The sequence below is a fragment of the Halegenticoccus tardaugens genome (genome assembly GCF_004116405.1).
Taxonomy (GTDB): Archaea; Halobacteriota; Halobacteria; order Halobacteriales; family Haloferacaceae; genus Halegenticoccus; species Halegenticoccus tardaugens.
In genome coordinates, this window is the sequence record NZ_SDIC01000009.1 from 1 (window position 1) to 12,612 (window position 12,612).

At 69.2% G+C, this 12,612-nt stretch carries 17 protein-coding genes and 1 tRNA gene; 7 read left to right on the plus strand and 11 right to left on the minus strand.

Annotation, left to right across the window (positions count from 1 at the left end):
* Positions 1–127: GTP cyclohydrolase IIa (locus C3L37_RS20270; protein ID WP_129116374.1), on the minus strand; the 127-nt coding region annotated here is incomplete at its 3' end.
* Positions 128–252: 125 nt separating this feature from the next.
* Between C3L37_RS20270 and udk the strand changes: the two genes are divergently transcribed.
* Positions 253–948, plus strand: a complete 696-nt coding sequence (gene udk, locus C3L37_RS20275) for a uridine kinase (RefSeq protein ID WP_129116375.1) — start codon at positions 253–255, stop codon at positions 946–948.
* Positions 949–972: 24 nt separating this feature from the next.
* On the opposite strand, the gene C3L37_RS20280 is transcribed toward udk, so the two are convergent.
* From C3L37_RS20280 to C3L37_RS20295, 4 genes are all read right to left on the minus strand, one after another.
* Entirely contained in the window at positions 973–1,293 is a 321-nt protein-coding gene (locus C3L37_RS20280; RefSeq protein ID WP_129116376.1) for a DUF5785 family protein, read from the minus strand.
* A gap of 75 nt (positions 1,294–1,368) precedes the next feature.
* Entirely contained in the window at positions 1,369–1,554 is a 186-nt protein-coding gene (locus C3L37_RS20285; RefSeq protein ID WP_129116377.1) for a hypothetical protein, read from the minus strand.
* Positions 1,555–1,664: 110 nt separating this feature from the next.
* Positions 1,665–1,747: transfer RNA gene (locus C3L37_RS20290), tRNA-Ser, on the minus strand.
* Between the two features lie 47 nt (positions 1,748–1,794).
* Positions 1,795–2,550 (minus strand): DUF2064 domain-containing protein, encoded by a 756-nt coding sequence (locus tag C3L37_RS20295; RefSeq protein WP_129116378.1) that lies wholly within the window; start codon positions 2,548–2,550, stop codon positions 1,795–1,797.
* Positions 2,551–2,693: 143 nt separating this feature from the next.
* Between C3L37_RS20295 and C3L37_RS20300 the strand changes: the two genes are divergently transcribed.
* Together C3L37_RS20300 and C3L37_RS20305 are read left to right on the plus strand one after the other, a co-directional pair.
* Complete coding sequence (locus C3L37_RS20300; protein WP_129116379.1) at positions 2,694–3,671, plus strand: hypothetical protein; 978 nt, start codon at positions 2,694–2,696, stop codon at positions 3,669–3,671.
* A gap of 65 nt (positions 3,672–3,736) precedes the next feature.
* A complete protein-coding gene (locus tag C3L37_RS20305; protein ID WP_129116380.1) occupies positions 3,737–3,937 on the plus strand; it encodes a hypothetical protein in 201 nt (66 codons plus the stop codon).
* 6 nt (positions 3,938–3,943) lie between these two features.
* On the opposite strand, the gene C3L37_RS20310 is transcribed toward C3L37_RS20305, so the two are convergent.
* From C3L37_RS20310 to C3L37_RS20320, 3 genes are all read right to left on the minus strand, one after another.
* Positions 3,944–4,579, minus strand: coding sequence for a uracil-DNA glycosylase (locus tag C3L37_RS20310; RefSeq protein ID WP_129116381.1), 636 nt, complete (start codon positions 4,577–4,579; stop codon positions 3,944–3,946).
* Positions 4,580–4,643: 64 nt separating this feature from the next.
* The gene (locus tag C3L37_RS20315) at positions 4,644–4,931 is read right to left on the minus strand and encodes a hypothetical protein (protein ID WP_228546401.1); all 288 of its coding nucleotides are present in this window, start codon (positions 4,929–4,931) and stop codon (positions 4,644–4,646) included.
* A 1-nt stretch (position 4,932) separates the two neighbouring features.
* Complete coding sequence (locus tag C3L37_RS20320) at positions 4,933–5,979, minus strand: Mrp/NBP35 family ATP-binding protein (protein ID WP_129116382.1); 1,047 nt, start codon at positions 5,977–5,979, stop codon at positions 4,933–4,935.
* A 107-nt stretch (positions 5,980–6,086) separates the two neighbouring features.
* Between C3L37_RS20320 and C3L37_RS20325 the strand changes: the two genes are divergently transcribed.
* On the plus strand, positions 6,087–6,554 hold the full coding sequence (locus C3L37_RS20325; protein WP_129116383.1) for a hypothetical protein: 468 nt from the start codon (positions 6,087–6,089) through the stop codon (positions 6,552–6,554).
* Positions 6,555–6,724: 170 nt separating this feature from the next.
* Here C3L37_RS20325 and C3L37_RS20330 read toward each other — a convergent pair whose 3' ends face one another.
* The 3 genes from C3L37_RS20330 to C3L37_RS20340 all read right to left on the minus strand — a co-directional run bounded on the left by C3L37_RS20330 (position 6,725) and on the right by C3L37_RS20340 (position 9,839).
* Positions 6,725–8,185 (minus strand): RtcB family protein, encoded by a 1,461-nt coding sequence (locus C3L37_RS20330; protein ID WP_129116384.1) that lies wholly within the window; start codon positions 8,183–8,185, stop codon positions 6,725–6,727.
* Between the two features lie 79 nt (positions 8,186–8,264).
* Entirely contained in the window at positions 8,265–9,356 is a 1,092-nt protein-coding gene (locus C3L37_RS20335) for a DoxX family protein (RefSeq protein ID WP_129116385.1), read from the minus strand.
* A gap of 72 nt (positions 9,357–9,428) precedes the next feature.
* Positions 9,429–9,839: an archease gene (locus C3L37_RS20340; RefSeq protein ID WP_129116386.1), complete on the minus strand. Its 411-nt coding sequence runs from the start codon at positions 9,837–9,839 to the stop codon at positions 9,429–9,431.
* Positions 9,840–9,967: 128 nt separating this feature from the next.
* Between C3L37_RS20340 and C3L37_RS20345 the strand changes: the two genes are divergently transcribed.
* The 3 genes from C3L37_RS20345 (at position 9,968) to C3L37_RS20355 (ending at position 12,567) form a co-directional block, all read left to right on the plus strand.
* The gene (locus C3L37_RS20345; protein WP_129116387.1) at positions 9,968–10,444 is read left to right on the plus strand and encodes a GNAT family N-acetyltransferase; all 477 of its coding nucleotides are present in this window, start codon (positions 9,968–9,970) and stop codon (positions 10,442–10,444) included.
* Positions 10,445–10,531: 87 nt separating this feature from the next.
* On the plus strand, positions 10,532–11,692 hold the full coding sequence (gene priS / locus C3L37_RS20350; protein WP_129116388.1) for a DNA primase small subunit PriS: 1,161 nt from the start codon (positions 10,532–10,534) through the stop codon (positions 11,690–11,692).
* The gene (locus C3L37_RS20355; protein WP_129116389.1) at positions 11,689–12,567 is read left to right on the plus strand and encodes a DNA replication complex subunit Gins51; all 879 of its coding nucleotides are present in this window, start codon (positions 11,689–11,691) and stop codon (positions 12,565–12,567) included. The genes priS and C3L37_RS20355 overlap by 4 nt, the downstream gene beginning before the upstream one ends.
* Positions 12,568–12,612: the final 45 nt, after the last annotated feature.

A 12,612-nucleotide genomic window follows, 5' to 3' on the forward strand; every position in this document is an offset into this window, starting at 1 on the left:
ACTGCGCGAGGTCGGCGAAGAGCCGCGACTGCATGGTCTGGAGGTCCATCTCGCGTCTGGGCTCGGGCGTGACCGTCCAGGGGCCGTAGTTGTCGATCTGGATCTGGGTGAGCTGCGCGTTCGTCACAGTTGTGAGCTACGTCCAGTTACTGATAAGGGCTGCTGAATCCGGCGCCGTGTGTCGGGTGATACCACGCCAGTCGGTGATGGCAAACAGGAGGTTTCAAACCGTTGCCCGACCCTCTCTCGGTGATGACCATCCCGTCGTTCGTCGTCGGCATCGCGGGCGGGACCGGGGCGGGCAAGACGACCGTCTCGCGGCTCGTCACCGAGAGCGTCGGCGACTCGGTGACCCGAATCCCGCTGGACAACTACTACGAGGACCTGAGCCACCTCGGGATGGACGAACGGCGGGACGTGAACTACGACCATCCCGCCGCGTTCGAGTGGGACCTCCTGCGCGAGCACGTGGCGGCGCTCCTCGAAGGTCGGGCCGTGGAGATGCCCCAGTACGACTTCGAGGCGCACAACCGGATGAACGAGCGAGTCCGGGTCGAACCGACGGACGTCATCGTCCTCGAAGGGATCCTGGCGCTGTACGACGAGCGAATAAACGAGATGCTCGACCTCCGGCTGTACGTCGAGACCGACGCGGACGTCCGCATCCTCCGCCGGATCCGCCGCGACGTGATAGAGCGCGGGCGCGACCTCGACGGCGTCATCGACCAGTACCTCTCGACCGTCAAGCCGATGCACGAGCAGTTCATCGAGCCGACGAAAAAGCACGCCGACCTCATCATTCCCGAGGGGGCCAACAGCGTCGCCGTAAACCTGCTGGAGGAGAAAGTGCAGGCCGAGGTCGAAGGCGACGCGATCCGCGGCTGGGAGCGCGACGAACCGGAGGGAGAACCCGCCGGCGGCGTTCCGCTCGACGGCCTCGATCGCTGAGTACCGCGTTCGGCCGCGATTCAGTCAGGCGCTCTCCGACGTCACGAACGCGTCGGCACCCTCGTAGAACCAGTACCCGTTTTCGCGCATGGCTCGGCCGACGGCCCTGTGGAAGTCGACGAAGTCCTCGAACGTCTCTTGGTCGACGCCCTCGAAGATCTCCCGGAGGCTCACGACACGCTCGTAGTCGAGACGGATCGGATCGTCGCCGTGGGCCGCGACGAACTCGTCGCGGGAGAGGGGGAAGTCCTCGTCCTCGTTCACCTTCTTCGCGATGACGGCGTGGCCGTATTTGCGCATCCCCTCGCTGCCCTCCTCGCCGTCGGGGTCGTATGGCCAGTCCATACTCGTGGCTCGCGCGGGTGGTCCAAAGCCGTTACGCTCTCGTACCTCGGACGGGCGTCGGTCCGAACCGTCGGCTCACGTCGCGTGCGAATCCACGTGCGGGTACTGCGTCAGCTCGACGAACTCGCGCGCGCCGCAGACCGCACATTCGTCGGGGGGCTCGTACCGGTGTCCTTCGTCCGTGCGGATGACGGTCCCCGCGTAGATCACGTGGCAGTTCTCGCAGACGTACTCGACGGGGCGCTCGGGGCTGTGCGACATACCGTACCGTTCGCCCGTCCGAATAATGAGTGCTCTTCAGGCGCGGGAGAACGTCCTCACGAGCGTCATTTCCGCTTGCGACCGGAACCGAACGCAGCGCAGGAATCGAACGGTGGGACTGGGATTCGAACCCAGGAGGCCGAAGGCCACCTGCTTTCAAGGCAGGCGCAATAGTCCGCTCTGCCATCCCACCAGCGGCCGAACGTATCCGCGGGCGGCCCTAAGACCTATCGGTCCGCGTCAGTTCCTGACGACGCTCGGTTCGCCGCCGTCGACGTCGACGCGCAGTCCGAGCTCCCGGAGGAGCGTCGTCGTGTGCTTCGGAACGATCCGCCTCGTGCTGACGCGCGCTTCGAGGACGGGCAACAGGTGGAGCAGATCCTCGCCGCGTTCGACGACCGGCTGCATCGGGAGGAACTCCGCGTCGTGGCCCGCGTCCGTCGCGCGCGCGGCCAGCGTCTCGAGCTCGGGCGGCGCGAACGCGCCGTCGAAGTCGATCGCGTCGGTGAAGCCCGCGTAGTAGACGCGGCCGTCCGTCGAGGGACCGAGGACGACCTCGTTCGTGCGGAGCTTCATCGCCGCCGAGTCGATCGCCGTCCGCGTGAGAAACGCCGCGCTGCCGCGGACGATCGCGACCGACGTGACGTCCTCCTCGCGCAGCAGGTGCGTCGCGGTGTTGCCGGCGCGGGCGTCGAACGTCGACCCGACCTGCACCTCGAACCGGACGTCCTCCGTCCCGCCGAGCGCGTCTGCGACGAGCGCGCGCACTTCGGCTTCGGCGCTCTCCTCGCCGGCGAACGCGTCCGGAATCAGCTCGTCCGGGCGGTAGTTCACCAGCAGGTCGCCGCCGGAGCGCTCCGCCGCCAGGAACGCGTCCTTCGACATTGCGGCGTACAGCTCGGCCGCCTCGATCTCCGTGAGCGGACTCGTCTCGGCGAGTTCGGGCAGCACCAGTCCCTCCCGCGGCGGATCCGCGAGGACGGCGATGACGGTCATACCGAAGGGTGGTCCCGGCGCGCCCTTGAACCCGCTGATGTCGCCCGGCGTCGGAAGGTGTCGACCGGTGTCGGTCGCCGCCGTTCGCCGCCGTTCGAACGAGCGCCACGTTCATGCGCCCCCGACGCGTCGCGTCGAAGGACGTGACGCGAACCACCGCGCGCGACGACTCGCCCGCACCCGTCGTCGCCTCGCACGGGACGTACGGCACGGTCCAGGCGGCGTACGACGACGCGCCGCGCGACGGCGAGCGCGGCGTCGCGATCGAACTCACGGGGGCGTACGACCCGCGCGCGGAGACGTATCCGATCGAACTCCACGCCGACGCCGACGGATTCGTTCCCGTCGCGCTCCGCGGGCTGGGGCCGAGCGTCACGCAGATCGGTCACGACGACGTCGAGGGCGACGTTCTCTCGATCCGCGGCGAGGGGCCGGCGGGCTACTCGTACCCCTACACGATCGAGTCGCTCCGGATCCGCGGCGGCGACGGCGGCGCGGGCCTCGCCGTCGCCTCCTCGCCGCAAGGGATGGTGAACGCGGTCGTCTTCCGGACGGCCGGCCACGGCGTGCACGTCCGCGAGGGCGACCACGGTTCGTACGGGACGACCTTCACGAACGCGCAAGCGTGGAACTGCGGCGGCGACGGCTTCCGCCTCGATGCGGATGCCAGACCGCACTCGACGCACTTTTTCGGCTGTCGGGCGACCGCCTGCCGAGGCGTCGGCTTCCGGCTTCGGGGCTACAAGGCGTCGATCCACGGCGGGACGGCACAGCTGTGTCACTCCCACGGGGTCGAGATCCGCTCCCCGGTGGCGTCGATCCGCGACGCGTACGTCGAGGGCAACGGCCGGCGCGAGGAACACCCGGTCGAGGTGTACGGACACGGGGCGCACGGGCTCTCCGTGTCCGGCTGTTACTTTCACGGCGCGACGCCGCGGCGGTGCTGGCACGATCGAGATCGCGTGCTGCGGGCGGTGAATCTCCACGACTCGCGGGGCGTGACGATCCGCGAGTGCGTCTATCGGGGCTACGACGACCGATTTTTCCGCGGATTCGGCTGCGAGCAGGTCGAATTAGACGAGGGGACGCACGTCGCGCTCGACGACACCGACCTCGCCTGACCCGTTTCTCCCGGTATCCGTCGACTCGCCGCAGCTGTTTAATACGCTCCCGACGACGCGAACGTATGGACTCGCTCGGTGCCGTCGTCCGACTCGTCGCGGCGCTCCTCGCGATCACGCTGCTCGGATCGCTCGCGCTCGTCGGATTCGGACTGCAGTCGAATCCCGCCGCTGTCGTCGTGTTCTTGCTCCTCGTCGTCGTCGTGATCGGCGCGACGCTCCTCGGCGCTCGAGGCGGCGGGCGAAGTTCGACCCCGTACTGGTAGCCGACCTCACCGACCGCGGCGACCCTTCGTCTGCCGGTAGTCGCGACCGAACACGCTCGTTTTCACGTGCTCGACGAACGCCTCGGTCCGATCGTCCGTCTGCCGATCGAGTTCAACCATCGGAATCAGCTCGAAGCCCCGGCCGCGGATCGTCGTCGCGTGCTCCTCGTCGACGTCGAAGCTGTCCGGGCGGCGGGTGGTGTACTCGACGGCCAGCGCCTCCAGCGGTCGCTGGCCGACGGGGACGATGATCTCGGGGTTGATCATCCTGATTTCGGCGTTGAGGTACGGCTCGCACGTGCCGATCTCGTCGTCGGTGGGCGGCCGCTCTGGGTGTCGACAGCGGGTCAGGTAGGTGAGAAAGACGTTCTGCAGGTCCGGCTCCGTCGCGTCCGGCGGCGAGCGCGAGAAGCCGAGTTCGCCCAGGACGTACTGGAGTCGCTCGCCAGCCGAGTCACCGACGAAGGGGATTCCCGCCTCGTCCGCTCCGGGACCGGGGGATTCTCCGACGAAGAGGAACTCCCCGCCGACGTCACCGTAGCCGTGGGCGATGTTCGCCCGCGTCTCGCAGAGCGTCGGACAGTTCGTGCAGGCTTCGTCCATGCTGAAGGGATTCTCCAGCGAGTCCTGGTTCGCGTCCACACCGGACGGTCGGCGGTCCAGCACCAAAACGCGTTGGGTCCGCGACGCGCCGACGTTCGATGTCCTATCGCCGGAGCCCGCCCCGAGATTTGACCCGCATGATGTTCCGGACGTTGCGGTAGATCTCCTCGGGCGAGGTGTCGCCGTCCTCGTCGTAGAGGTCGCTCACGCGGTAGAGGACGGCCGCGATCTGACTGCTCTCGGAGCTGTCGCCGTGCACGTCGTCGGCGATCTCGCGCAGGAACCGGACCCGTTCGGCATCAGGTTCGAAGTCGGCGTTGGTAGGTGCCCCACGGTCGGCCCGCGCTTCGTCCTCCGCGTCGTTCGACCGTGTCGGCTCTGCGTCCGTCATGTCAGCGCTGGCTCGCGCGCCGCCGGTTGACGATCCCGACGTTGTTCGCGACGTTCTCGGTCAGAACTCGGAACGCGTCCGCCGTCTCGTTTTCGTCCGTCAGCACGATCGGCTCGCCGCCGTCCCCGCCGGATCGGACGTCGGGGTCGAGCGGAATCCCTCCGAGGTGGGGGAGGTCGTACTCGTCGGCGAGCGCCCGTCCGCCGCCGGTCCCGAACACGTCGTGGACGCTCCCGCAGTCGGGGCAGCGGAATCCGGCCATGTTCTCGACGATGCCGAGGACGTTCGTCTCGTGCTTCCCGAACATTCGAAGCCCCTTGCGCGCGTCGTCGACGGCCACGTCCTGCGGCGTCGTGACGATCACCGAGCCCGTGAGCGGGAGGGTCTGGAGGACGGTCAGTTGCGTGTCGCCCGTCCCCGGCGGGAGGTCGACGACCATGTAGTCGAGGTCGCCCCACTCGACGTCCTCGACCAGCTGCGTCAGCACCTTGTGAACCATCGGCCCGCGCCAGATAACCGGGTCGTCCTCGCCGACGAGGAAGGCCATGCTGATGAGCTTCACGCCGTACTTCTCCGGCGGGACGATTGTCCCCTCGGCGGTCGCCTGCGGGCGCTCGTCGGCGTCGACCATCCGCGGCACGTTCGGCCCGTACACGTCCGCGTCGAACAGCCCGACGCGCGCGCCGAGCTTCGAGAGTCCGGCGGCGAGGTTGACCGCGACGGTCGACTTTCCGACGCCGCCTTTCCCCGAGGCGACGGCGATCACGTTCTTCACGCCGGGGAGCACCTGCTCACCCGACGAGAGGTCGGACGGAACCGTGGCCGAGAGTTCGACGTCCGCGTCGAGATCCGCGAGCGCTTCCCGAACGCGGCTCGCGATCTGCGTCTCGTGTGGCGCGTACGGCGCTCCGAGGGCGAGCGAGACCCGGACGGTCCCGGTCTCCGCGTCGACGTCGACGGCGTTGACCAGCCCGAGCGAGACGATATCCTCGCCGAGATCCGGGTCCTCGACCGATCGGAGGCGGTCGCGCACGTCCGCTTCGTTCATGCCTCGAAGTGGGCGGGTGCGCCGAATAAGGGTTGTGCAACCGGATCTCGCGCTCCGAGATCGACCTCGACGGGGGCGTTAAGCCCGCCGAGACCCTAGCGCAGTCGATGACGTTCACCGTCACCTACCACTGCCCTCACTGCGGGACGCTCGTCGGGCTCGAACGCGACGAATATCTCGCGGACAAGGCGGTCACGCCGTTCCCGTTCGAGGAATGGGAGTACGCGACGCCGCAGGAGAACTACGAGGAGGCCGACGGGGTGAAGTTCGTGTGCGGGAAGGGCGAGGCGGCGAACGCCGCCGAGATCGGGAAGGACGAGGCGGTGACCACCGCCGAGGTCGGAGAGGACGAGACGACGAGCGTCGTCGAGGTCGACGAAAACGACTCCCCGACCGAAGAGGGAGCGGATGGAGGGTGCGGCCGGGCGTTCTACCTGAGCTTCGTGAAGTTCGAGGGAGGAGAGGAGGTGGATCCGCGAAAGCCCGCGGAGTTCGTCGAGATCGACCCCGGCGACCGGGTCACCGGTCCGAGCGGTCCCCGCGGTCCGGACGGTCCCGGCGGGTTCTGGTCGTGATCGCGCCGAGCGGTCGCTCCGTGGGTGTGAACAGGCGGCGCGGGGGAGGTAACGCGAAGCGGCGCGCCGCGCACCCGCCTCGACTCGCTTCGCGACCGTCGTTCACCGCATAGGGACGCTGGTCCCGTCTTTCGATATAAACCCTCGTCGCGGCGGGCGGTCGACGCCGCTCACCCCTTGATGTTACAGACGGGAAACGTCCGGGCGACCTTGTCGCCGATGCCGAGTTCGTCGCTCACGCGGACCACCTCGTCCACGTCCTTGTAGACGCCCGGGGCTTCTTCGGCGACCGTCGCGCCACTTTGCGCCTTGACGTAGATCTTCCGCCGATCGCGCAGATCGTCGCGCACCGTCTCGCCCCAGTACTCCTTCTTCGCCTGCGTGCGGCTCATGATCCGTCCCGCGCCGTGGGCCGTCGAACCGAAGGTGAGATCCATCGACGCCTCGCCGCCGCGGAGGACGTAGCTTCCCGCACCCATGCTCCCGGGGATGATGATGGGCTGGCCGACGTCGCGGTAAGCGCGCGGGACCTCCGGTCGACCAGCCGGGAACGCCCGCGTCGCACCCTTTCGGTGGACGTACAGCTCTCGTTCCTCGCCATCGACGTCGTGGACCTCCTTTTTGGCGATGTTGTGGGCCACGTCGTAGATCAGGTGCATCTCCATGTCCTCCCAGTCACGGCCGAACACGCGCTCGAACACCCGGCGGGTGCGGTGCATGATGAGCTGTCGGTTCGTCCACGCGAAGTTGATCGCGGCGCACATCGCGCCGTAGTAGTCCTCGGCGAGTTGCGACCCCGCGGGCGCGGCGGCGAGTTCCCTGTCCGGCAGTTCCGCGAGGAGGTCGCCGTGTTCCTTCTCGATCCGACGGAGGTAGTCGTTGCACACCTGGTGGCCGAGACCGCGGCTCCCGCAGTGGATGAGCACGACGATCTGATCCTCCTCCATGCCGAACGCCTCGGCCACGTCGGGGCGGTAGACGTCGGTCACGCGCTGGACTTCGAGGAAGTGGTTGCCGCTGCCGAGGCTGCCGAGCTGGTTCTTCCCCCGATCCTTCGCCTTCTGCGAGACGGCGTCGGGATCGGCGTCCGGTCGCCGCCCCTCGTCCTCGCAGTGGAGGAGGTCCGACTCGACGGCGTGGCCCGCCTCCAGCGCCCAGTCCACGCCGCGGGCGAGTACCTCGTCCACCGTCCCTACGTCGCCCTCGACGATGCCGCCGCCGCCGAGGCCAGACGGGACGTTGGCGAACAGCGAGTCGACTAGCTCTTCCTCCTTCCCTCGGAGGTCGTCGTAGGTGAGGTTCGTTCGCATCATCCGCACGCCGCAGTTGATGTCGTACCCGACGCTTCCGGGGGAGATGCACCCGTCCTCCGCGTCGGTCGCGCCGACGCCGCCGACGGGGAAGCCGTACCCTTGATGGCCGTCGGGCATACAGAGGGCGTGCTTCGTGATGCCCGGCAGGTGCGTCGCGTTCCGCAGCTGCTGGAGGGTCTTGTCGCCGCCGATCTGGTCGAGCAGCGCCTCGCTTGCGAGCACGCGCGCCGGGACGCGCATGTCGCCCTCGCGCGGGATCTCCCAGACGTGCTCTCGAACCCGTTCGAGACGAACGCCGTCGAACTCCTTCGTCTTCATACGCGGAGAAACGACCGCGCGGTTGAATAGGATTCCGCACGGCGGATCTCGCGTCGATCCGCCACGACCGCCGCCCGCGTCAGTCGGCCGCGACCGCCCGGTCGTCCGTCCGCGCGCCCCGGAGCCGCGAATCGACCGAAAGCGGCCCGGAGCCCGTGACGAGCAGCGCCGATACCAGTCCGAAGAGGCTGATGTGCGCGAGAACGGGATCGTCGGGCAACCCGAAGAGCGTCGTCGTGAAGAGGAGGAAGGCGAGTCCCGCGAAGGCCCGGGTGAACAGCCCGAGAATCAGCATCGCCCCGACGAGCACCTCCGTCAACCCCGCGCCCACGACCCACAGCTCGGGCGCGACCGGCACGACGGCCGTGAGATCGTACTTCGCGACCACCGCGAGCGAGTCGCCGGGATTCGCGAGCTTCTCGGCCACGCCGAGATAGACGAGCGTCAGCCCGACCCCGACGCGGAGGACCGTCGGAACGAACGCGCGGTACGGCTCGACGCGCCGTCGAAACGGCAGCGAGAGCGCCCGGTAGAGCGGATCGATCCGCGAGTACAGCGTCCGCTCGTCGTCCGCCATCCGCGCGATGATCTCGTCCGCGCTGGGACGACCGCCGCCGAGGAGGACGAGCGCGAGGAAGGCGGGCGCGTACTCGAACGCCAGCAACACCGCCGGCTCGGCGGCGACGCCGACGAGGTACCCCGCGAGTCCGACGGCGGCGACGAACCGCGTCGCCAGCCCGAAGAGCAGGAGGAACCCGACGGTGATCCCGAAGAGTCGGACGAACGTCGGGGCGGGCGGGCGGTACAGCGGCGTGAAGTAGTACCCGGTGAAGCCCGCGCCGACGAGCGGCAAGCCGACGCTCAGCCGAAGCAGCCACGGCAGGAGGTCGCGGTACGACGCGAGCGACGCCCGGAGCGCCTCGACGTCGCGCCTCGCGGGGCGAAACCGGAGGTACAGCGCGATCGCAGCGCCCACGCAGAGCGCGCCCGTCCCGAGGACGAGCAGGTTGAACGGGTCGGACAGCGCGTCCGCGAGGAACGCGAGGACGTCGATCGGATCGCCGCCCGGCGTCACGTACTCGACGTGCGCCCGGGCGCTCCCGGCGAACGCGAAGAGCGCGAGGAGCCCCGCGCGGACGACGCGACTCGCCATCGCTCTCGAAGGGTTCATACGAGAGAGTCGGTTCCCGAGCGCCCTAAACCGTCCGCCGCGCTCGACGAGCGCCCGCGTCCCGCGCCGGCGTCACACGTCGAACACGACGTACGCCTCCCACCCGTCGGGCGTCTCGTCGAGGCGCATCTCGGAGTAGGTCACGGCCTTGACTTCGCGCGCCGCGATGGAAGAGAGGGGGACGCCGCGGGCGGTCGCCTCGACGGTCCACTCGTCGCCGTCCCGTCCGACCGTCGCGCGGTTGTCTACCGGGAGGACGCCGCGGACGTCCCGCTCGTAGATGAGTTCGTCGAGGTAATCGAAGAGCAGCGCCTCGCGGCTCTCGGCCCGGACGGTCACGGAGAAGCGATCGCCGTCCGCCGGGGCCGACTCGTACATCGCCGCCGCGAGTCCGTCGGCGACCGCGCCGAACAGTTCGGAGAGATCCGACGCGGTCGCTTCGACGGCGACGTCGGCCGTGTGGTCGCGCAGTGCGTAACTCACTGCGAGCGCTTGGTCGCTCGCCGCCAAGTCGTTTCCGCTCGGTCGCGGGGACCTCGCGGACGGCACCGGCGGGCCTCGTCCCCGAATCGACGGTGGAGTTATATTCCAGACCATGCTAACGGGTGGTAGTGAGCGTCAACGTCGAAAAACGGGTGGACAAACCGGGCGACGACGCGCACGCCGAGCGGGCGTGGGAGCTGAAAGAGCGGATCCGGCTCGACGAGGGCGTGCTCAAACAGCGACGCGGATTCTTCATGAACGCGTATCACCGGTCGACCACGCACCTATTCCTCGTCGACGACGAGCTCATCGGCTTCGCGTCGGTCAGACGCGACGGGTACATCCTCTTTCTCGCCGTCGCGCCCGAGGTCAGGGGGCAGGGGTACGGCCGGCGGCTCGTCGCGGAGGTCGCGGAGGGCCACCGGACCGTCTCCTGCCACGCCCGGACGACGAACGAGCGGGCGCTGCGCTTCTACGAGCACCTCGGCTTCGAGGTCAAGCGCCGCATCGACAACTACTACGAGGACGGCGGCGACGCGTACTACCTCCGGCTCGGCGAACACGAGAGCCTTCGCAAGCGGCTCTCGGACTTCGTACGCCGCTGACGCCGGCGAACTCTGTCCCGCGCCACCGCCCGCCCCCGCGCCGGCAACGAAAACGCCTATACCCGCGCTCTCACAACCACGGAAAGCATGGACGAGCGGACGCGCGAGTACCTCAAGGGGCGCTTCGGCGACTTCTACCGGAGCGCCGACGCGACCCCGCCGCCGGCGGCGTCCGACCGCGAGTGGGGTCACATTCCCTGGACGGCCGGCGCGGGGACGACGATGGTCCGCCACCAGTCGCTCCTCGATCTCGGCGACCTCGGGGACTTTCTCGCCCGCGAGTCGCCGCGCCACGTCTACTTCTCGGCCGCACGCTACGCCGAGCCGAGCGCGAGCACGATGGACGACAAGGGGTGGCGCGAGGCCGACCTCGTGTTCGACCTCGACGCCGACCACCTCCCGTCGATCGACCCCGAGCGGACGAGTTACGGGGGGATGCTCGTGGCCTGCAAGGGGGCGCTCCGACGGCTTCTCGACGTGCTCGAAGACGACTTCGCGTTCGAAGAGCTCGAAGTGGTCTTCTCCGGCGGCCGCGGCTACCACGTCCACGTCCGCGACGAAGGCGTGCGCGGCCTCGACAGCGAGGCCCGCCGGGAGATCGTCGACTACGTCCGGGCCATCGACCTCGACTTCGACGGCCTCGTCGCCACGGAGCAGACGGGAACGACGACCCGACGCGTGCTCCGCGCGGAGGGCGGGTGGGGAAGACGGACCCACCGGGCGCTCGTCGACCTCGTCGAGGAGCTTCGCGCGATGGACGAAGCGGACGCCCTCGACCGCCTTCGGGAACTCGACGGCATCGGCGAGGGGCGGGCGACGACGATCCTCGGGGCGTTCCGGCGCGACCCCGAGGCGATCCGGGCGGGCAACGTCGAGGCGGGGGGGCCCGGCCTGCGGATGCTCGTCGAGTCGGTCGCGCGCGAGACGGTCGAACGCGAGACGGCGCCGATCGACGAGCCGGTGACGACCGACACGAAGCGACTCATCCGGCTCCCCGGCAGCCTCCACGGCGGGACCGGCCTGCGGGTGACGCGCATCGACCGCGAGGCGCTCGACGACTTCGATCCGCTCGTCGACGCCGTCCCCGAGCGCTTTACCGGCGGGGAGATCGCGATCCGGGCGGCCGAGGAGACGACGGTCGACCTGTGCGGGGAAAGGACTAAGATCGAGGCGGGAGAGAACACGGTTCGAGAGTGCGTCGGCGTGTTCCTGATGGCGCGCGGCGACGCGGAGAAGGCAAGGGAATGAACCTCGACGAACTCCGGACGGTCCAGTCGAAGGAACGCCGCAAGGATAGCCTCCAGCACCTGCGAGACTCGTTCTACGAGGACGTGGCGGCGTACATCGAGGGACGCAAGGGAGAACGAGAGCGCGCCGCCTCGAAGGCCGACGACCCGTTCTCCTCGCCCGAGGTGAGCCGCCTCACCGACGAGATCGAGACGGCCGAGGAGGTCGTCGAGGCGGTGTACGAGCGCCGCGTGGGGAAGGTCGTAAAGCTCGCGAGCTTCGCCGCGGCTGACATGCCCGTCGACGACGACGGCATGACGGCCGAAGAGCGCTCGCTGTTCGACGATCTCGTCTCGCGAATCGAGCGGAACAAGACGACGGTGCTGGACACCCTCGCCGGCGAGCGCGCTCCGACGAACGCGGACGGGGCGGACGCGGAGCCCGACGGCGCGAACGCCGCCGGTGCCGAGCCGGTCGAGCCGAGCGACGCGGAACCCGACGCGTCCGGCGAGGAGACGGGCGCGGAGGGCGGCGTGCTCGCGGACGCGATGGGCACCGGACCGGAGGGATCGGCCGGCGCGGACGCCGGGGACGACGACCCCGGATCGGCGGCCCCCGAGCCCGCCCCCGACGGAACCGATTCGTCGGGGGGCCTCGCCGCCCATCCGGACGACGTCGACCCGGCGGGCGGTAAAGGGACGACGGACGAATCGGCGGTCGGCGGAGAGACGACCGCTGCCGCCGACCGGACGACCGTCAGGATCACGAAAAACGTCGGCGAGATCTTCGGCGTCGACGAGCGCGAGTACTCCCTCGAAGCCGAGGACGTCGTGACGCTGCCGACAGCGAACGCGGAGCCGCTCTTGGAACGCGACGCCGCCGAACGACTGGACTAGGGCGACCCCCGCGCGACGGGCGGGGCGACTCGGAAACGGTTTGTG

Bases quoted from the DNA above. Each gene is read 5' to 3' on its own strand.
- C3L37_RS20305 (WP_129116380.1), top strand. From the start codon at position 3,737: ATGGACTCGCTCGGTGCCGTCGTCCGACTCGTCGCGGCGCTCCTCGCG.
- C3L37_RS20335 (WP_129116385.1), bottom strand. From the start codon at position 9,356: ATGAACCCTTCGAGAGCGATGGCGAGTCGCGTCGTCCGCGCGGGGCTC.
- C3L37_RS20295 (WP_129116378.1), bottom strand. From the start codon at position 2,550: ATGACCGTCATCGCCGTCCTCGCGGATCCGCCGCGGGAGGGACTGGTG.
- priS (WP_129116388.1), top strand. From the start codon at position 10,532: ATGGACGAGCGGACGCGCGAGTACCTCAAGGGGCGCTTCGGCGACTTC.
- C3L37_RS20315 (WP_228546401.1), bottom strand. From the start codon at position 4,931: ATGACGGACGCAGAGCCGACACGGTCGAACGACGCGGAGGACGAAGCG.
- C3L37_RS20325 (WP_129116383.1), top strand. From the start codon at position 6,087: ATGACGTTCACCGTCACCTACCACTGCCCTCACTGCGGGACGCTCGTC.
- C3L37_RS20330 (WP_129116384.1), bottom strand. From the start codon at position 8,185: ATGAAGACGAAGGAGTTCGACGGCGTTCGTCTCGAACGGGTTCGAGAG.
- C3L37_RS20355 (WP_129116389.1), top strand. From the start codon at position 11,689: ATGAACCTCGACGAACTCCGGACGGTCCAGTCGAAGGAACGCCGCAAG.
- C3L37_RS20280 (WP_129116376.1), bottom strand. From the start codon at position 1,293: ATGGACTGGCCATACGACCCCGACGGCGAGGAGGGCAGCGAGGGGATG.
- C3L37_RS20320 (WP_129116382.1), bottom strand. From the start codon at position 5,979: ATGAACGAAGCGGACGTGCGCGACCGCCTCCGATCGGTCGAGGACCCG.
- C3L37_RS20285 (WP_129116377.1), bottom strand. From the start codon at position 1,554: ATGTCGCACAGCCCCGAGCGCCCCGTCGAGTACGTCTGCGAGAACTGC.
- udk (WP_129116375.1), top strand. From the start codon at position 253: ATGACCATCCCGTCGTTCGTCGTCGGCATCGCGGGCGGGACCGGGGCG.